This window comes from Chania multitudinisentens RB-25 (genome assembly GCF_000520015.2).
Classification (GTDB): Bacteria; Pseudomonadota; Gammaproteobacteria; order Enterobacterales; family Enterobacteriaceae; genus Chania; species Chania multitudinisentens.
The window spans coordinates 1,338,476-1,357,761 of sequence record NZ_CP007044.2; the positions used below are offsets into that span (position 1 = coordinate 1,338,476).

Here is a 19,286-nt window from a genome sequence, read left to right on the forward strand (position 1 = left end):
ACAACCGCGCGGTAGTATAAAGGCAAGCCTGCGACATGGATATGTTCTTTTATCATCTGATGGTATGGAAGCGGGGTGAAAGTATGTTTTCTCAAATATGGCAGGTCGGTTTGGATATACAGAGTCACTGTGTGAGGGCGGTGGCGGCCCAGCATCGTCGTAGTGGTTGGCAACTGCGCCACTGGTGGCAGCAGGCATTGCCGCAACCGGTATTGCGTGATGGTTATCTTGAACAATCCGAAACACTGATCACGCTGTTAAAGCAATGGCGTATTCGGTTACCAAGACATATTTCCTTACGCATTGCTTTGCCAGCACAGCGGGTTTTACAACAGACCCTGTCACTACCAGACCATCGGTTGCGTGAGCCAGTTCGTCACGACTACATCACCACGCAGGGGCTGAAAAAATTCCCGCTTGATAGCCAGACATTGGCGATGGATTACCGCCTTGCTCTGCCGAATACCAACCAATTACTTCTCACTGCGGCCCGCCAGCATGAACTTCAGCAGTGGCTGCACTGCCTGCAACAAGCCGATCTCCAACCGCAAGTCATCGAGATCACCCCCTGTGTTCTATGCGCGATGGCGGCTTTTGCTGGGCTGGCTCCTGATGTGGGCCTGCTGCATCGCCTGGAACAGGAGTGGCTGTGGGTGGCGCCGCGCAATACGCCATTCGCTTATGGGGTCTTACCTGCCAGTGAGAACAGTAGCGCACAGCAGGCACTGGTAGTCATGCGTGCGGCCTGCCCGGTTTTGGGGAACAAGGTGGTGTATTACAGCAGTGTCTTGGATGAGGAATTACCGACAGGAACCCTGCCTTGGTCACCTTTTACGGCTTTCAAGCAATTGCATCCACCATTGCCAGCGCAGCCTATGGCTTTTGTTCTGGCGGCTGGGCTGGCTTTACGCCGCGGAGATCGCTGATGTATCAGGTTAATCTTTTATCCTGGCGCATTAGGGCACAACGGCAGCGTTATAGGTTTTGGCTGTGCGTATTCAGTATTCAGTTGCTGATTGCCTTGGCGATCCCAACCACGGCTTTCTTTTGGTTACGCTATCAACAAGAACAGCAACAGCGAACCGTACAAGCACTGACGCAGCAGCATCAGGTCTTGGCCGAGCGTTTACAACAGACGCAACAGGTGATGGCTACTCTGGCTCGGTTAACCGCAAAGGAAGCACGTCGTCAGCAAAATGAAATACATAACCAGCGTTACCTGCGTTTGTTACAACAGCTTGCGGCGGTGATTCCTGACCAGCTATGGCTCATTGCGCTGGAGGAAAATGCAAATGGTATCTCTTTACGGGGTTTTAGCCAGCACTACGCCGCTATCGCCCAGTTTGAACAGCGGTTGGCTGCCTTACCTTGGTTACAGGGCCAGCGTGTAGCGGAAGTGACGCAGCATAAAGACGGGATATTGATTTTTACCTTGACGGCGCGGTGGGGAAAAGATGGATAAACCTCTGCCCGATTGGGTAAGGCTTTGGCTTAATCAACCCAGTTGGCAATTGCTGGCGATTCAATGGTTGCTCTTAGCGGGGGCAATACTGCTGACCAGTGTATTGCTGGTACAAGGTGAGTGGCAGCAACATGAGCACCTGCAAGCACAGCGGCAGCGGCTTGAGTTGCAGATTGCCGAACGTCGTCAACAATTGGCCCGGTTACCAGCCTTGGAAGAGCTGCAACGGCGTTTGCGGGCGCAAACCTCGGCATTGCCCGCAGAACCGCAAGCGTTTGGCTACAAGCTTGAACAGGTGGGCGGTGTGTTGCTGCGTTGGCAGCAGCAAGAACAGCCCGCACAACAAATTGTGAAATTAAAATTGGATTTTCACGGATTGTTACAATTGCTTGAAGGATTATCTCCCACGTTACGTATTGGTCAAATGGCGATAGAAAAGCAACCGGATGGGCTGATGACCCAACTGATTCTGTTTACGTTGGAAGGAGAAGCCGATGAGTAAAAGCTATTGGTTATGGCTGATGTTCTCTATACCCGTTTTGGCAGAACCACAGCGCGACCCATTTCAGTTACCTTCGGCAATTTCCTGTGTTTTACCCGTTATTTCGCCCGCAGATTGGCAGCTAAAAGGCACGATTGGTGAAGCTGGTTCCCGCCATGGTTGGGTAGTCACGCCGCAAGGGCAGTGGCTCAAGTTGTTGCCGCAACAGATTTTGTTGGATAGCGTTTGGCAGGTGGCACATATCCAGGCTAGGCAACTTGAATTTGGCGTAGTTGGTGTAGAGCGTGCTTGCCCCCCAACCACGAGTGGCATTGTTCTGAAACTAGGTAAACCATAAGGAAATCAAAATGAAAGGATATCATTGGTTGTTGGGGCTGCTGCTGGCAATTCCCTTCATGGTGGTGAGTGCAGTGCAACAGGAAAAACCGATTTCTCTGGAGTTTCATGAGGCTCCAGTCAGCCTGGTTTTACAGGCGCTGGCAGAATATCAGCAATTGAATTTGGTTGCCGCTGAAGGTGTCAGTGGCAATCTGACGCTGCGCTTGGAGAATGTGCCTTGGCAACAAGCACTGGCCGTGGTGTTACGTATGGGCAAACTGACGATGACCCTGGACGGTAATGTGATGCTGGTTTTTCCTGAACCGGATGAACAGGAACAACAGCGCCAACAACAGGCATTGGCGCAACAATTGCCACTGCACAATCTGACAATCATGCTGCAAAATGCCGAAGCCGGAGAAATTGCCCAGAGTCTGGATGGCCAACGCGGCAAACTGCTGACTGAACGCGGCAGTGTGGTGGTGGATAAACGCATCAATGCGTTATTACTGCGCGATACTGCGCAGGCTTTGGCTCAGTTGAAAGCCTGGGTGATGGAAATGGATACTCCACTGGAGCAGGTTCAACTGGCCGCGCATATTGTCACCATCAGCAGTGAAAACCTGCGGGAGCTTGGTGTGCGTTGGGGATTAGCAGCCGATGAAAAACCGCAACAGTCTTTGCGGATAGATAATTTCAACATTGGCTTACCGGTGGAGAACGGTGCAATCACGGCTGGTTTTCATCTGGCACGTATCAGTGGGCGCATTCTGGATCTGGAGCTATCGGCGCTGGAACAGGAAAATGAGGTGGAGATCATTGCCAGCCCACGTTTACTGACAGCCCACCAGCAAACCGCCAGTATCAAACAGGGAACGGAGATCCCTTATGAGGTTTCAAGCGGTACCAGTGGCGCTACGTCAGTGGAATTTAAAGAAGCTGTATTAGGGATGGAAGTCACGCCTAAAATTCTGCCAAACGGCCGCATTACTCTAACGCTACAAATCAGCCAGAACACGCCCGGTCGTTCGATCAAACAGGGGGCCGGAGAGACCTTGGCTATCGACAAACAGGAAATTAAAACGCAAGTGACGGTAAAAACCGGTGAAACTATTGTTTTGGGCGGTATATTTCAGCAGCAAAACGTGAACGGGGCCAATAAAGTTCCTGGCGTGGGAGACGTACCATGGCTGGGATCGTTGTTCAAACATAGCAGCAAACAACATAAACGACGCGAACTGGTGATTTTCATCACACCAACTCTGCTAAAAGTTTGAATGATCAGGTTGGCCTGCTCATGAAAAAGGCGAAAGTTGACGAGCAGAGGCATTTTTTTCTTGCCAAGGGGCATCTGCGTTTGACGCTGCGGCCGATTTAGCTTACAAGGGTTACCGAATTAGGCTCCGAGGTTTTTTTTGTTAATGCTATACCTGGCATACTTCAAGTTGCAGTGTTGTTGACTTCACGTAACCATTCAGGTCACTTATCTTGGTAAGTCTCTGTGGTTTCTACGTTTGTTGTTTGATTGTCACTTGAGATCCATCGGGTATGGAACGCCGTTAAAAACGTATGGTTTCCCTCCCGCGGCGTGGATAGCGATTTATTCGGTTGCCAAACTACCAGGAGTGTTGAGATAATTTTTCGTCTGATCTCGCACTATATCGCTCATGAGGTTTCAGTTTAGGTCCCGTTGCTAATTTGATTGGCGGGGCGGGTTATCATTAACGAATTGTCTTATAATACCGAAAAACATGGCAGAGAAACGCAATATCTTTCTGGTTGGGCCTATGGGTGCCGGCAAAAGCACTATTGGCCGTCAGTTAGCTCAGCAACTCAATATGGAGTTTTTTGACTCCGATCAAGAAATTGAGCGACGTACCGGAGCTGACGTGGGCTGGGTATTCGACGTGGAAGGGGAAGAAGGTTTCCGCGATCGTGAAGAAAAAGTCATTAATGAACTGACGGAAAAACAAGGAATTGTGCTGGCTACCGGCGGGGGCTCGGTTAAATCGCGTGAAACGCGTAACCGCCTGTCGGCGCGCGGTGTTGTGGTTTATCTGGAAACCACCATTGAGAAGCAGTTGGCCCGTACCCAGCGCGACAAGAAACGTCCGCTGTTACAGGTTGATTCTCCTCCGCGGGAAGTGCTGGAAGCGCTGGCTAGAGAGCGTAATCCGTTGTACGAAGAAATTGCAGATGTCACTATCCGCACTGATGACCAAAGCGCTAAAGTGGTTGCCAACCAGATTATCAACATGCTGGAAAGTAACTGATTGCGTTCCCGCGTTGACGGGGATAAACCACACCGAGAACTGAGCTCGACATGGAGAGAATTACCGTAACGCTTGGGGAGCGCAGCTACCCGATTACCATAGCCGCCGGATTGTTTAACGATCCGGTTTCTTTTATGCCGCTGAAGGCGGGTGAACAGGTCATGCTGGTCACTAACCAAACCTTGGCTCCGCTGTATCTGGAGCGTGTCCGGAAGGTGTTGGAGCAGGGTGGTGTGGTGGTGGATCAGGTGATTTTGCCTGATGGCGAACAGTACAAATCTCTTATCGTACTTGAGCAAGTGTTCTCGGCCCTGTTGGAAAAACCACATGGTCGCGACACTACACTTATTGCTCTTGGCGGTGGTGTGGTGGGCGATCTTACCGGTTTTGCCGCAGCCTGCTATCAACGTGGAGTGCGTTTTATCCAGGTTCCAACCACATTGCTTTCGCAGGTGGATTCTTCTGTTGGTGGCAAGACAGCCGTCAATCATCCGCTCGGTAAAAATATGATCGGTGCTTTCTACCAGCCTGCTGCGGTGGTGGTGGATCTCGATTGTTTGCGGACTTTACCGGCGCGTGAACTTTCTTCTGGTTTGGCGGAAGTGATCAAATACGGGATCATTCTTGATCGTGATTTCTTCGTCTGGCTGGAAAACAATATTGATGCGTTGATGGCCTTGGATATGAAGGCGTTAGCGTACTGTATCCGCCGCTGCTGCGAGTTGAAGGCTGAAGTTGTCGCTGCCGATGAACGCGAAAGCGGCCTGCGGGCGCTGCTCAATCTGGGCCATACCTACGGCCATGCTATCGAAGCTGAAATGGGCTATGGTGTGTGGTTGCACGGCGAAGCCGTTGCGGCGGGTATGGTGATGGCTGCGCAAACCGCGCGCCGATTGGGCCAGTTCACTACCGAAGATGTCGAACGTATAAAAGCGTTGTTGTTGCGGGCGGGGTTGCCGGTCTGCGGCCCGCAGGAGATGTCACCGGTTGCCTATCTGCCACACATGATGCGTGATAAGAAAGTGCTGGCGGGGGAGTTGCGTCTGGTGTTACCGAAAGCGATTGGTGAAGCAGAAGTGCGCGGTGGTGTGGCCCATGAACTGGTGTTGGCTGCAATTACGGATTGCTTGCCGCGTTGATAGGCCCTGAATAACTTGAGTAACAGGGGGCGGGCAACGTGAAGTATGGCGGTTATAAATCGGAATGACTGACAGTGGTTAACCGCTGTCTACATCTATTATTATTAATGAATGTGCAAAGCAAAATGGGTGTTGTTTTGCCATTATTGGGTTAATAGTCTCAAACCATACCGGATTCAGGGTGGAGAGCTTTTGCCTCTAGTGGGAGGGTTTCAGATGGACGAGTTTAAACCGGAAGGCGATCTCAGACCTGATGCCAGCGATCGCCGTCCTTCGCGAGCGCGCCGAACTGCGGCAACAGGGCCGAGTTTTGCCGTATCGCGCCAGCATATGATGATTGGTGTTGGCATTCTGGTTCTGCTGTTGTTGATCATTGGTATTGGCTCAGCGCTGAAGGCGCCAACCCAGCATGAGGCTGCACAACAGGGAGCAAGCCGCGATATTAACCTGTCGGGCTCTTCATTGCTGACCGCCAATAACAACGGTGTGCCGGGCGGTACTACTGATGTCCATGATAATAATGGTGTCGGTAATGCACAGTCTCAGCAGCCACAAGATATCAGCGTTCCGCCTATTTCCAGCACACCAACCACAGCACAACCGTTGCCCCCACCGGGTGGTGCGCAACAGCGGGTTGAGTTACCGGGCAATATGGCTGACGCATTGTCATCGCAACAAGGTCAGGTTGATGCGGTAGCACAAGATATGAGTAATCCGGCTTTCGGGTTGCCCACTGCGCCAGCAACCGTCATGAACGGTGCGAGTGTAAAAGAGGCAGCGCGCCCGGCGCGTAACGCCACGGCCTCACCGGCTCAGCAGAGTAAGACACCAGTAAAAGCGGCAACCAAGCCGACCAAGCCCTCTCCAACAACAACGACGGTTTATACTCCCCCCGCCTCTGCAAGAAGCGGTGTTGTGAGTGGTAACGCAGGTTCTATTACATCGGCCCCTGGCAGCCATTATACGCTGCAACTGAGCAGTGCATCTCGCTCCGATACCCTGAATGCTTTTGCCAAACAGCAGAAACTACAAAGTTTTACAGTGTATGAAACCAAGCGTGATGGTAAGCCATGGTTTGTGCTGGTAAGCGGTAATTATGCTTCTTCGGCGGATGCGAAACGTGCAATTGCTACGTTACCAGCGGATGTTCAGGCGAAAAAACCGTGGGCCCGGCCTGTACATCAGGTACAACAAGAACTGAAAAAGTAACCCAATAGATTTCAAATGCAGTTAGGCGGCAAGGGCAAACACCCCCAGAAGCTTAATAGATTAAGTAACTGGGGCATGGGCAGAGAGCTGTTTGCAGCAGTCCTGAAGTGACCCGACCTACGGATGGGCTGAATCTTGGCGCAGTTCGTAATGCTGCAACTTGAAGGATGGAGGGGTGTAATCATTTAATTCTGTGTGCAGATGTGCTGTCTGAAACAAAGTACAATCCGCCGCTCTGAATTGTATAAGTAGCTAACTGACGGCATGAAGAAAAACCGCGCTTTTTTAAAATGGGCTGGTGGGAAATACCCTCTGGTAGACGAAATTCGTCGTCATTTACCAACGGGAGATTGCTTAATCGAGCCCTTCGTGGGAGCGGGCTCCGTATTTCTGAACACGGAGTACGATGCCTATATTCTCGCCGATATCAATAGTGACCTTATCAACCTATATAACATTGTTAAGTTGCGTACGGATGATTTCGTACGTGATGCCCTGGTTCTTTTTACCGACGAATTCAATAACTCAGACCAGTTCTATCTGTTGCGTGAAGAGTTTAATACTAGCAACGATGTTTATCGCTGTGCGCTGCTGTTTCTCTATCTGAACCGCCACTGTTATAACGGACTATGCCGCTATAACTTGCGTGGTGAGTTTAACGTCCCGTTTGGGCGTTATAAAAAACCTTATTTTCCAGAAGAGGAATTGTACTGGTTTGCTGAAAAATCCCGCAATGCCACTTTTGTCTGTGAGCATTACCGCGATACCATGATGAAAGCGGCGCGTGGTGCCGTCGTGTATTGTGATCCACCTTATGCGCCACTTTCGGCAACGGCGAACTTTACCGCTTACCATACCAACAGTTTCAGTTTGGCCGATCAGCAAGGGCTGGCAAAGATAGCGCATCAGCTGTCGGTGGAAAACCAGGTACCGGTATTGATTTCTAATCATGATACCGAACTGACACGTGACTGGTATCAGCATGCTTCACTTTTTGTCGTGAAGGCACGCCGTACTATTAGCCGAAATATTCTTGGCCGCGGTAAAGTGGACGAACTTCTGGCACTGTATAGATAGCCTGTGAGGCTCCATTGCTGAGGTTACGCTTTGGCGTATAACAACTCGACCCCTACGTTTGGAGAAGCGGATGAAAAAGTTTTTGATTGCCCCGTCCATTCTGTCGGCAGATTTTGCCCGGTTAGGTGAGGACACCGCCAAAGTGTTGGCAGCGGGCAGTGACGTGGTGCATTTTGACGTAATGGATAACCACTATGTTCCCAATTTGACGATTGGGCCGATGGTCTGCGCAGCGCTGCGTAATTATGGCATTACCGCCCCTATCGATGTGCATCTGATGGTCAAGCCGGTTGATCGTATCGTGCCGGATTTTGCCAAAGCGGGTGCGACTTACATTACTTTCCATCCTGAAGCCTCCGAACATGTTGATCGCACGATCCAACTGATCAAAGAACACGGTTGTAAGGCCGGTTTGGTATTTAACCCGGCTACGCCGTTGAGCTACCTCGATTATGTGATGGATAAACTCGATGTGATCCTGCTGATGTCGGTTAACCCTGGCTTTGGTGGGCAGTCGTTTATCCCTAGCACGCTGGATAAGCTGCGCCAGGTACGCAAACTGATCGATGACAGTGGGTTTGATATTCGCCTGGAAGTCGATGGTGGGGTGAAAGTGGATAATATTGCCGACATCGCCGCCGCAGGAGCTGACATGTTCGTTGCCGGTTCCGCCATTTTTGGTCAACCGGATTACCACACAGTGATTGACGCAATGCGTCGTGAACTGGCGAAGGTGAATCATGGCTGATTTCAGCGCCATTCGTGGCTTGGCTTTCGATCTTGACGGTACGCTGGTTGACAGTGCTCCAGGGTTGGCGGCCGCTATCGATTTGGCGTTGGCAGAAATGGGGTTACCCTTGGCTGGTGAAGCGCGTGTCGGCACCTGGATCGGCAATGGGGCTGATGTACTGGTACAGCGTGCATTACGTTGGGCGGAAGCAGATGCTACGCCGGAGCACTGCCAGCACATGCGTGGGCGTTTCGATCATTTCTACGCACAAACCGTGAGCAGCGGTAGCCGCCTATTCCCGCAGGTGAAGGAAACCCTCTGCCGTCTGGTTGAACTTGACTATCAGATGGCGCTGGTGACCAACAAACCGACCCCCTTTGTGGCCCCGTTGCTGACTTCGCTCGGTATTATCGACATTTTCTCGCTGATTATCGGTGGTGATGATGTGGTGGCAAAAAAACCGCATCCCGCTCCCCTGTATCTGGTATTCGGTAAACTTGGCCTGCGGGCGAATGAGGTGTTGTTCGTTGGCGATTCACGCAACGATATTCAGGCGGCGCAGGCGGCAGGTTGCCCGAACGTTGGCCTGACTTACGGCTATAACTACGGTGAAGCGATTGCTCTGAGCCATCCTGACCGCGTGTTGGAACGCTTTGCCGATTTGTTGCCCGCTCTCGGGCAGTCATCTATAGAAAATCAGGAAATTTAATCATGAGTAAGCCCATCGTATTTAGCGGCGCGCAGCCGTCTGGTGAATTAACCATTGGCAACTACATGGGTGCACTGCGTCAGTGGGTGCAAATGCAGGACGACTATGATTGCATCTATTGCATTGTTGATCTGCATGCCATTACTGCGCGCCAGGATGCGGAAAAACTGCGTAAAGCTACGCTGGATACGCTGGCGCTGTATCTGGCCTGTGGTATCGATCCGGCAAAAAGCACCATCTTTGTGCAATCCCATGTACCAGAGCATACGCAACTGAGCTGGGTGCTTAATTGCTATACCTATTTCGGTGAACTGAGCCGTATGACCCAGTTTAAAGATAAATCGGCGCGTTATGCTGAAAACATCAACGCGGGCTTGTTTGGCTATCCGGTATTGATGGCGGCAGACATCCTGCTGTATCAAACCAATCAGGTGCCGGTGGGTGAGGATCAGAAACAGCATCTGGAACTGAGCCGTGACGTGAGCCAACGCTTCAACGCACTGTATGGTGACGTATTCAGCGTTCCTGAGCCGTTTATTCCCAAGCTGGGTGCGCGTGTGATGTCACTGCAGGAACCGACCAAGAAGATGTCCAAGTCGGATGATAACCGTAACAACGTGATCGGCCTGTTGGAAGATCCGAGCGCGGTGACCAAAAAGATCAAACGCGCGATGACCGATTCAGAAGAACCACCGGTCATCCGTTACGACGTGGCAAACAAAGCGGGTGTTTCTAATTTGCTGGATATCTTGTCTGGCGTCACCGGTAAAAGCATTGCGCAACTGGAAGCGGAATTTGAAGGCCAGATGTATGGGCACTTGAAGGGGGCGGTCGCAGAGGCGGTTTCTGCCATGTTGGTTGATTTGCAGGAGCGTTATCATCGTTTCCGCAATGACGAAGCTTTCCTACAGCAGGTGATGCGTGATGGCGCGGCAAAAGCCCGTGCTCGCGCACAGGAAACGTTAAGTAAAGTGTATGAGGCCGTGGGGTTTGTACCGCATCCGTAACGGATAGGCCTGAAAGATAGAGCGGTCAATGCCTGGCCGCCGTTCATTTACGGGTAACACCAGTATAATGAAAAGAACGTTTGGCTGAGCAGAGGTAAGACGGTGGCAAATCATCCAGTGAAGTTTCTCGATAACCTGCGTTTGAGCGGGCGTGAAGGGCTGTGGCAACTGGCGATCGAGCAGGGGCGTATTGCCGGTATCATTCGGCAGCCTGTCGGGTTGGAGCGGCAGGCGAATAGCTTGGATGCCCAGGGCGGCTTGGCGTTGCCTGCGTTCGTTGAGCCACATATTCATCTGGATACCACCCAGACCGCCGGGCAGCCATCTTGGAATCAGTCGGGTACCTTGTTTGAAGGGATCGAGCGTTGGGCAGAACGCAAAGCGCTGCTGACCCACGACGACGTGAAGCAGCGTGCCTGGCAGACGCTGAAATGGCAGATTGCCAACGGTGTACAGTATGTGCGTACTCATGTCGATGTTTCTGATCCTACGTTAACCGCATTGCGCGCCATGCTTGAAGTGAAACAGGAAGTTGCTCCTTGGGTAACGCTGCAAATTGTTGCTTTTCCGCAGGAGGGGATACTTTCTTATCCTGATGGTGAATCCCTGCTGGAAGAGGCGTTGCGCTTAGGGGCCGATGTGGTGGGGGCGATCCCGCATTTTGAATTCACCCGGGAATATGGCGTGGAATCGCTGCATAAAGCGTTTGCTCTGGCACAGCGGTATGATCGGCTGGTGGATGTGCATTGTGACGAGATCGACGATGAGCAATCCCGTTTTGTCGAAACCGTCGCCGCGCTGGCGCTGAAGCTGGAGATGGGGAGCAAGGTGACCGCCAGCCATACCACGGCGATGCACTCTTACAATGGGGCATACACTTCGCGCTTGTTCCGCCTGTTGAAGCTGTCTGGGATTAACTTTGTGGCCAACCCACTGGTGAATATTCATTTACAGGGGCGCTTTGATAGCTATCCCAAACGGCGGGGCATCACAAGGGTAAAAGAGATGCTGGCCGCGGGCATCAACGTCTGTTTTGGTCATGACGATGTATTTGATCCGTGGTATCCGCTTGGCACCGCCAATATGTTGCAGGTTTTGCACATGGGGCTGCATGTTTGCCAATTGATGGGGTATGACCAGATCAATGAAGGGCTAAACCTGATCACCACGCACAGCGCCCGCACGATGCACATTGAGGATTATGGCCTTGAAGTGGGTAACCAGGCCAATCTGGTGATCCTACCCGCAGAAAGCGGTTTTGATGCGGTGCGCCGTCAAACGCCGGTGCGTTACTCCATTCGTCACGGCGTGGTGATTGCTGAAACCCAGCCAGCAGAAACTACGTTGTATTTGCAAGATCCAGAAAAAGTGGATTTCCGGCGCTAAAAAGCCTTGTTATCGCGGAAGGCTCCCTTAATTTCCACCAGCTACCGTGATTGAATCCCGGTGGATAATTTCTGGCTCAAACTGCTCTACCGGCGTGAGTGGGTTGATCAACAGGCGGGTGGCATATTGTGCCATCTCGGTAATAGGGAAATGCACACTGGTCAGCGCCGGGCGCACAAAAGGCGCACGTTCACCACTGTCATAGCAAATCAGTGCGATGTCTTGCGGTACGCGCAGATGGTGTTCTTTAATTGCCAGCAAAGCACCAATCGCCATTTCTTCGTTACAGCAATAGATAGCGCTTGGCAGGATTTCATGGCGCAGTAATTGGTCGGCGCATTGATAACCGCTTTCCAGATCGTAAACTCCTTCCAGGCAGCCGACCGGTTGCAGATTGGCGGCCTGCATGGCAGCAAGAAACCCCTGTAACCGTAGTTGACTAGAGGCTCGTTGTGCCGGGCCGCTGATGCAGGCAATACGCTGGTGGCCAGCATTGATAAGCTGCTGTGTAGCCATCTGGCTGGCACGTATGTGATCAAAGGTCACGCAGCGATCTTCCAACCCCGGCACCAGGCGATCTAACAAGACAAAACGGCGCTGCTCTGTGGCTAATTGGCGGAGTTGGTCATCGGAAAGAGAGCGCACGTGCAGGATCACGCCGTCGCAACGCAGGCTGAATAGACGTTGAATGGCCAGTAGCTCATTCTCTGCACTGTTGCGGCCTTGGGTCACAAGCAATTGCTTCCCGTGGGATTCGGCCTCGGTTTGCACAAAATCCATCAACGCACCAAAGAAACCTCCGCGGTAAGAGGTGGTCACCAGGCCCAGCGTGTTGCTGTGTTTGGAAGCCAGGGCTCTGGCTGCCGGATTGGGGGTATAGCTCAGTTCAGCAATGGCCTGTGCCACTTTATTACGGGTGAGTGGCCTGACATTGTTGTCACCATTCACGACGCGTGACACCGTGGCACGAGATACCCCGGCTAATGCTGCGACATCTTCCAGTGTCACCATCATCTTGCTCCTGATTACCTATCCCCTCGCTTTGCAAGCAGTAGCATTATTGGGGAGTTAACGTATTCCCTTTTTCTGAGGAAAGAGGGAGTACGCGCGACATTCTATTTAAACTGCGGTAAATACGCGTTGTTGATGGCCAGCACTTCTTCCAACAGCGGTTGGGCAATTTGGGCATTGGCTATCAATGGGTTAGTTACCAATGCCAACAGGCCACTGCGGCGATCGCCATGAACGGCTGCTTCAATGGTCAGGCGTTCATACGCTTTTACCTGCTGAGTCAAAACGTGCATTGGCTCCGGTAATTTACCGAAAGTGAGCGGATGCGCCCCTTGAGCGTCAACGATACAGTTAGTTTCTATCACAGCATCATCCGGCAAACCGCGAATAGCGCCACGGTTTGCGGTATTTACGATTAATTGCAGACCGAGATTATTGTGAATGGCACGAATAAGTTCCAGTGCGACTTTCGAATAAAAGGAGCCGCCACGGAAACTGAGTTGCTCGGGTTTGCTGTCAAGATGCGGGTCAGCGTACAGTTCAAACAACTCCTTCTCCACTTTCATCACCTGTTCTGCACGGGTTCCATGTTCTGTGGCGGAAGCTATTTCTTCTTCCAGCATCTCTTTAGTCTGGTAGAAATAACGATGATAGGGGCAGGGAATTGCGCCAATCGCACGCAAGAATTCCGGTGGCCAGGGTTTCTCTTTGATGTTGTTCATGGTCAGGGTTGCGCCGTTGCATAACATGTCGATCACCTTGCTGGTAACATCTTGGCCGTTTTGCAGTACCTGATGCACCCAAACCATGTGATTTAACCCGGCGAACTGTAGCTGCACCTGTTCATAAGGGGTTTTCAGCATGTCGGCAATCATATGATGCATACTGATAGGGACATTACACAGGCCGATAATCTTCGCGTTGGTATAACGCGAAATGGCTTCGGTAACGATACCTGCCGGGTTAGTGAAGTTGATAATCCAGGCATCGGGGGCCAACTGTTCCACTTTACGCGCAATGTCCATCATGACCGGGATAGTGCGCAGGGCCTTGGCAAAACCGCCGATACCGGTGGTTTCCTGGCCGATTAACTGGTATTTCAGCCCCAGGCGCTCATCAGCGGCCCGTGCCGGTAATTGCCCGACGCGAAGCTGAGTCAGCACGAATTTGGCACCGCGAATGGCGTCGTCCAGCGCAAAGTGGACGCTGACTTTCACCTGTTCCAGCCCGTTACGTGCCAGCATGCGCTGGGTTAAGGCCGCAATGATCGCCACTTTCTCACGGCCGGGTTCAACATCCACTAAAGCCAGTTCGGTGACGGGCAATTCTTCGATCCGCTGGATCAGGCCTTCTACTAATTCCGGTGTGTAGCTACTGCCACCGCCGATGATGGCGATTTTCAACGCACTCATTAATGAGCCTCCTGCTGTGCCTGACGGCGGTATAACTCAATCATATCGACGGCCAGATCCTGAATAACCATGGCATTCATCAGGTGATCCTGAGCGTGAACGGTAATCAGGTTGATAGGCAGTTTGCCGCAGCCTTCGTCCAGGCCGATCAACTGAGTCTGGATATGGTGTGCCCGCTTCACCGCCTGTTTTGATTCGGCCATCTGTTCAGCCGATGCGGCGAAATCACCTGCTCGAGCCTGTTGCAAGGCCATCAAAGCGCTGCTGCGGGCGCTGCCAGCAAACACCAGCAGCTCCATAATCGTGCTTTCAAACTCCGGGCTGATATCAGCTGTCTGTTCTGTCACGTGATGTTCTCCTGTTACTGTGCGGCAGCGGGATCGGCAGCTTTATGCTCTGTTTCGGCCGATTGGTGTTCCTGCGCTAATAATTGTTTTTCGTACACTTTGAAGAAGGGCAGCCAGATCGCCAGATTAATCACCATCAATACCAGCACCAGTAAGGCGGCGCGGATATCCCAGGAAGCAGAAATCATCGCTCCTAACGGTGCTGGTGTGGTCCAAGGAGCCATCGCCACCATTTTTTCCACCAAATCCCAGTTCAGAGCGAAGTAGGCCAGCGTAGCGTTGATCATCGGTACGACGATCAATGGGATAAACAGCGTCGGGTTCATCACCACCGGCGAACCGAACAGCAAGGGTTCGTTAATGTTGAACGCTGCCGGTACTACGCTTAACTTGCCGATGGTACGCAGGTGAACCGATCGGCTACGCATATACAGGAAGGCCAGTACCAACGTGGAGCCAGAACCCCCGATACAGACATAAAACGACCAGAATGGTGCCGTGAGAGTTTGCGTTGTGGCCGCGCCTTGCGCCACCAGAGCAGCGTTGGTCGCCAGGTTAGCCATAAAGATCGGGTTGAGCAGGCCGGTCACGATATTGTCACCGTGAATACCGGCAAACCACAGCAGATTGGCAATCAGCACGGCCAGCAGAATGGCAGGCAAGGTATCACCGACGGAGATCAGCGGCTGAAATACCTGCATGATGGCGGCAGGCAGCAGTAGTTGGAATTCACTCTGCATCAGAATGCTGATGGGGTACACCGTCAGTAGAATGCCGATCACCGGGTACAGCAGTTCGAACGAGCGCGCAATTGCCGGTGGCACCTGTTCCGGCATGCGGATGGTGATGTTGTACTTTTTCAGCAGGCGTATCAGCTCGACTGACCAGATAGCGCAGAGCAGGGCGGTGAAGACCCCTTGGCCCCCCAGAAAATCGAGGGACATCTTGTTATCGGCCTGCGGAGCCGCTGCCAGCAAAAATGCCATCAGCGATAACAGCCCGGCGGTTAAGGCATCCAGGCCGTAGTGTTTTGCCAGGCTGTAGGCAGCACCTATTGAGACGAACACGCTCATCAGACCCATGGTCATGAAAAACGGCATGGTGATGGTATCCCAATGGTTTTTAGCAAAGCTCAGCCAGGCTTGCCCAAAACGGGAGGTGGTAGTGGCGTCAAACGGTGGATTAGCGACGATTAACATCAAACTGCCGACAATCAAGAATGGCATGGCACAGATAAAACCGTCACGAATGGCGATAATATGGCGTTGGCTACCGATCCGGCCAGCCAGTGGGGCAACATGATTTTCCACCATGCGCATCAGGGAAGTATAAAGGCTCATCATACCCTCCGTTGCGTCAGGCTATCAGGCTGAGGGCCTGATCCAGTACTTTATCGCCGCGCAGGGTGCCATAATCCATCATATCGATAACAGCAATGGGTAGGCCATGCGGTTTGGCAAGAGTGGTGAAGCGTGCCAGTTCGTACTTTACCTGCGGCCCCAGTAAGACGACGCTGGCGGTTGGCAATTCGGCAGTAAAATTCGCAGCAGGCACTGCGACAATCTCCACGTTGAGTTCACGTTTCTGCGCTTCGGTTTGCATACGTTTGACCAGCATGCTGGTGGACATTCCTGCGGCACAACACAGTACAATCTTTGTCATCATGGCTCTCCTCTTATTTTTATGGTTTTAAGCGCAAATGAGAGCGCTCTCATTTAGGGAGCTTAATGGGATTACGGAATCAAACCGGGACTTATGTCGCAAAAAGTAAGAAAGCGAGAAAATGGGTAAATAATGCGTGATCGGCTTGGCAAAAATCAGTACGACGATCATACTGTCGGCAGGAAAAACTCAGCACCCATAAGAAATATCTGGCAATTACTTAAATATCAGTAAATGGCTGGCGCTACTTGGGGTAGCTCTTTAGAATCGAAGCGCTTTTCGTTGTTTGTCTCTCAGAGAAAGGATCTGTTCATGTTCAAACGTACTTTAGTGACTTTCGTTGCGCTGTGTTCCTTGACAGCAATGGCACCAGCGGCATTGGCTGCCGGTGAAACCCGCGTCATGCTGACCACTTCGGCAGGGAATATCGAATTAGCTCTCGACAGCCAGAAGGCTCCCATCTCGACCAAGAACTTCATTGACTACGTGAACAGTGGTTATTACAACAACACGGTTTTTCACCGCGTGATCCCTGGCTTTATGGTACAGGGCGGTGGTTTTACTGCGGATATGCAGCAGAAAACGACCGGTGCGGCGATTAAAAATGAAGCTGATAACGGTTTGCGTAACCTGCGTGGCACCATTTCCATGGCGCGTACTGCGGATAAAGACAGTGCGACCAGCCAGTTTTTCCTGAACGTGGCAGACAATGCTTTCCTTGATCACGGCCAGCGTGATTTTGGCTATGCGGTGTTTGGCAAAGTGGTGAAAGGTATGGAGGTAGTGGATAAGATTTCCCAGGTGCCTACGGGTAATGTGGGCCCCTATCAGAATGTGCCAAGTAAACCGATTGTCATTCTTTCGGCCAAAGTGTTGCCATAAAATCTGTGCGTCCGCCTCCGTTTGGGGGCGGACGTATTTCCTTTCTCAGAAGGTTTTGCCAGCATCGCTGTTTTCTTTTTTCTGATATGTTCTCATCCACGCCTAAAACAACGCTATTTTCAAATAATAAACCTGCTCAGTTATCGCCCTATGAAAAAGATACTGGAATAATGTGCGAGTATCAGGGTGTAAATTGATTACGTTTATCAATAAGTTAAATTAACTATGCTGCTGCTGATCGATAACTACGACTCTTTTACTTATAACCTTTATCAGTATTTCTGCGAACTGGGCGCTGAAGTGTTGGTGAAGCGTAATGATGAACTGCAACTGGCCGATATCGAACGGTTGGCTCCGCAGCATTTAGTGATTTCCCCTGGCCCTTGCACGCCCAACGAAGCCGGTATTTCACTGGCGGCGATCCGTTATTTTGCTGGAAAACTGCCGATCCTTGGTGTGTGCCTTGGGCACCAGGCGCTCGGACAGGCATTTGGTGCCGATGTGATTCGTGCCCGTGACGTGATGCACGGTAAAACTTCGGCTATTCGCCATCATCATCAGGGTGTATTTAGCGGCCTGAATGACCCGCTGAGCGTGACCCGTTACCATTCGCTGGTGTTGGATGCTGCGACGTTGCCAAGCTGTTTTGAGGTTACTGCCTGGAGTGAACGGAACGGTAAGCAGGACGAAATCATGGGTATTCGCCACCGGACGCTGGCGCTGGAAGGTGTGCAGTTCCACCCGGAAAGTATCCTTAGCGAGCAAGGTCACCAACTTCTGGATAATTTTCTTAAAAATTAGCGGGTTATAATTTTTTTACCATCATGGATGTTTTGGATTTGCCCTTGATTGGTTTTTTATGCATATTTTGTGACTATATTTTCAATTATTCGTTACCGTGATACTGAACCACTTTCAGGATGGAGCCCATAATGACCGAAAAAACCGCAGTTGACCGTAGCACTTTTGATCAGGTTATCTTGCCTGTTTATGCGCCAGCTCAGTTTGTGCCAGTGAAAGGCCAAGGCAGCCGCGTGTGGGATCAGCAAGGGAAAGAGTATATCGATTTCTCTGGTGGTATTGCTGTTACTGCGTTGGGGCACTGCCATCCTGCTTTGGTCGCCGCGCTGAAACAGCAGGGTGAAACGCTGTGGCATACCAGCAATGTCTTCACCAATGAGCCTGCATTGCGGTTGGCGACCAAACTGATCAACGCCACGTTTGCCGATCGCGTCTTTTTTGCTAACTCGGGGGCAGAGGCTAATGAAGCGGCCTTTAAACTGGCACGCCATTATGCCATCAGCCGTCACAGCCCTTACAAAACCAAGATTATTGCTTTTCATCATGCTTTTCATGGCCGCACGCTGTTTACGGTTTCCGTTGGCGGGCAGGCGAAGTATTCCGACGGTTTCGGCCCGAAACCGGCTGATATCGTGCATGTGCCGTTCAACGATCTGGCGGCGGTGAAAGCGGTAATCGACGATCACACCTGTGCCGTGGTGATGGAACCGATCCAGGGTGAAGGTGGGATTACTCCGGCGGATGCAGCCTTCCTGCAAGGGGTGCGTGAACTGTGCGATAAATATCAGGCGTTATTGGTGTTTGATGAAGTGCAAAGTGGCATGGGCCGCAGTGGTAAGTTGTTTACTTATATGCACTACGGTATTGCGCCGGATATCCTCACCACGGCTAAGGCGTTGGGCGGTGGTTTCCCGGTGAGTGCGATGCTGACTACGGAAGAGATCGCGTCTGTCATGCATGTGGGTACTCACGGCACCACCTATGGCGGCAATCCGTTGGCTTGTGCGGTGGCTGAAGCGGCATTGGACGTAATCAATACGCCGGAGGTATTGAGCGGTATTGAACATCGCCATGAGCTGTATGTGCAGGCATTGCGGAAGATCGGTGAAAAATATCAGATCTTCAGTGATATTCGCGGCATGGGCTTGTTGATTGGTGCAGAGCTGACGGCGGAATATCATGGTAAGGCACGGGATTTCCTGACCGCCGCCGCCGCGCGTGGGTTGATGATCCTCAACGCAGGGCCAGACGTGATCCGTTTTGCACCTTCACTGGTGGTGGAGCTGAAAGATATCGATGAAGGTATGGCGCGGTTCGAGCTGGCTGTGCAGGATGTAATTAATGCATAGCCGATCATCA

The 19,286-nt window shown here is 51.7% G+C and carries 21 protein-coding genes; 16 read left to right on the forward strand and 5 right to left on the reverse strand.

From position 1 onward, the window contains the following. Positions 1–83 precede the first annotated feature (83 nt). From pilM to Z042_RS05815, 13 genes are all read left to right on the forward strand, one after another. Positions 84–926: a type IV pilus biogenesis protein PilM gene (gene pilM, locus Z042_RS05755; protein WP_024914415.1), complete on the forward strand. Its 843-nt coding sequence runs from the start codon at positions 84–86 to the stop codon at positions 924–926. Next, entirely contained in the window at positions 926–1,462 is a 537-nt protein-coding gene (locus Z042_RS05760) for a PilN domain-containing protein (RefSeq protein ID WP_024914416.1), read from the forward strand. The genes pilM and Z042_RS05760 overlap by 1 nt, the downstream gene beginning before the upstream one ends. Next, positions 1,455–1,964, forward strand: coding sequence for an MreC domain-containing protein (locus tag Z042_RS05765; protein ID WP_024914417.1), 510 nt, complete (start codon positions 1,455–1,457; stop codon positions 1,962–1,964). The genes Z042_RS05760 and Z042_RS05765 overlap by 8 nt, the downstream gene beginning before the upstream one ends. Further along, the gene (locus Z042_RS05770; protein WP_037407664.1) at positions 1,957–2,301 is read left to right on the forward strand and encodes a DNA utilization family protein; all 345 of its coding nucleotides are present in this window, start codon (positions 1,957–1,959) and stop codon (positions 2,299–2,301) included. Before Z042_RS05765 ends, Z042_RS05770 begins: the two co-directional genes overlap by 8 nt. Before the next feature lie 10 nt (positions 2,302–2,311). Beyond that, a complete protein-coding gene (hofQ, locus tag Z042_RS05775; RefSeq protein WP_071882793.1) occupies positions 2,312–3,559 on the forward strand; it encodes a DNA uptake porin HofQ in 1,248 nt (415 codons plus the stop codon). Positions 3,560–4,033: 474 nt separating this feature from the next. Next, positions 4,034–4,555: a shikimate kinase AroK gene (aroK, locus tag Z042_RS05780; RefSeq protein ID WP_005271698.1), complete on the forward strand. Its 522-nt coding sequence runs from the start codon at positions 4,034–4,036 to the stop codon at positions 4,553–4,555. 50 nt (positions 4,556–4,605) lie between these two features. Beyond that, positions 4,606–5,694, forward strand: a complete 1,089-nt coding sequence (gene aroB, locus Z042_RS05785) for a 3-dehydroquinate synthase (RefSeq protein ID WP_024914418.1) — start codon at positions 4,606–4,608, stop codon at positions 5,692–5,694. 216 nt (positions 5,695–5,910) lie between these two features. Continuing rightward, positions 5,911–6,903 (forward strand): SPOR domain-containing protein, encoded by a 993-nt coding sequence (locus Z042_RS05790; RefSeq protein WP_024914419.1) that lies wholly within the window; start codon positions 5,911–5,913, stop codon positions 6,901–6,903. A 264-nt stretch (positions 6,904–7,167) separates the two neighbouring features. Beyond that, positions 7,168–7,980: an adenine-specific DNA-methyltransferase gene (gene dam, locus Z042_RS05795; protein ID WP_024914420.1), complete on the forward strand. Its 813-nt coding sequence runs from the start codon at positions 7,168–7,170 to the stop codon at positions 7,978–7,980. A gap of 70 nt (positions 7,981–8,050) precedes the next feature. Continuing rightward, positions 8,051–8,728, forward strand: a complete 678-nt coding sequence (gene rpe, locus Z042_RS05800) for a ribulose-phosphate 3-epimerase (RefSeq protein ID WP_024914421.1) — start codon at positions 8,051–8,053, stop codon at positions 8,726–8,728. Then, entirely contained in the window at positions 8,721–9,419 is a 699-nt protein-coding gene (locus Z042_RS05805) for a phosphoglycolate phosphatase (protein WP_024914422.1), read from the forward strand. The genes rpe and Z042_RS05805 overlap by 8 nt, the downstream gene beginning before the upstream one ends. Before the next feature lie 2 nt (positions 9,420–9,421). Then, the gene (gene trpS, locus Z042_RS05810; protein ID WP_024914423.1) at positions 9,422–10,426 is read left to right on the forward strand and encodes a tryptophan--tRNA ligase; all 1,005 of its coding nucleotides are present in this window, start codon (positions 9,422–9,424) and stop codon (positions 10,424–10,426) included. Between the two features lie 102 nt (positions 10,427–10,528). Continuing rightward, positions 10,529–11,812, forward strand: a complete 1,284-nt coding sequence (locus Z042_RS05815; protein WP_024914424.1) for a cytosine deaminase — start codon at positions 10,529–10,531, stop codon at positions 11,810–11,812. A gap of 27 nt (positions 11,813–11,839) precedes the next feature. Here Z042_RS05815 and Z042_RS05820 read toward each other — a convergent pair whose 3' ends face one another. The 5 genes from Z042_RS05820 to Z042_RS05840 all read right to left on the reverse strand — a co-directional run bounded on the left by Z042_RS05820 (position 11,840) and on the right by Z042_RS05840 (position 16,244). Next, positions 11,840–12,823, reverse strand: a complete 984-nt coding sequence (locus Z042_RS05820) for a LacI family DNA-binding transcriptional regulator (protein WP_024914425.1) — start codon at positions 12,821–12,823, stop codon at positions 11,840–11,842. A gap of 104 nt (positions 12,824–12,927) precedes the next feature. Further along, positions 12,928–14,235 (reverse strand): 6-phospho-beta-glucosidase, encoded by a 1,308-nt coding sequence (locus Z042_RS05825; RefSeq protein WP_024914426.1) that lies wholly within the window; start codon positions 14,233–14,235, stop codon positions 12,928–12,930. Then, the gene (locus Z042_RS05830) at positions 14,235–14,534 is read right to left on the reverse strand and encodes a PTS lactose/cellobiose transporter subunit IIA (protein ID WP_037407678.1); all 300 of its coding nucleotides are present in this window, start codon (positions 14,532–14,534) and stop codon (positions 14,235–14,237) included. The genes Z042_RS05825 and Z042_RS05830 overlap by 1 nt, the downstream gene beginning before the upstream one ends. A 62-nt stretch (positions 14,535–14,596) precedes the next feature. Beyond that, a complete protein-coding gene (locus tag Z042_RS05835) occupies positions 14,597–15,922 on the reverse strand; it encodes a PTS sugar transporter subunit IIC (RefSeq protein WP_024914428.1) in 1,326 nt (441 codons plus the stop codon). 16 nt (positions 15,923–15,938) lie between these two features. After that, complete coding sequence (locus tag Z042_RS05840) at positions 15,939–16,244, reverse strand: PTS sugar transporter subunit IIB (protein WP_024914429.1); 306 nt, start codon at positions 16,242–16,244, stop codon at positions 15,939–15,941. 312 nt (positions 16,245–16,556) lie between these two features. On the opposite strand from Z042_RS05840, the gene ppiA reads away from it, so the two are divergent. From ppiA to argD, 3 genes are all read left to right on the forward strand, one after another. Then, positions 16,557–17,126 carry a peptidylprolyl isomerase A gene (gene ppiA, locus Z042_RS05845; RefSeq protein WP_024914430.1) on the forward strand — a complete coding sequence of 190 codons (570 nt, stop codon included), beginning with the start codon at positions 16,557–16,559 and terminating at the stop codon, positions 17,124–17,126. Positions 17,127–17,351: 225 nt separating this feature from the next. Beyond that, positions 17,352–17,927: an aminodeoxychorismate synthase component II gene (locus Z042_RS05850; RefSeq protein WP_024914431.1), complete on the forward strand. Its 576-nt coding sequence runs from the start codon at positions 17,352–17,354 to the stop codon at positions 17,925–17,927. Between the two features lie 131 nt (positions 17,928–18,058). After that, entirely contained in the window at positions 18,059–19,276 is a 1,218-nt protein-coding gene (argD, locus tag Z042_RS05855) for a bifunctional acetylornithine/succinyldiaminopimelate transaminase (protein WP_024914432.1), read from the forward strand. The last annotated feature ends 10 nt before the right edge of the window (positions 19,277–19,286 follow it).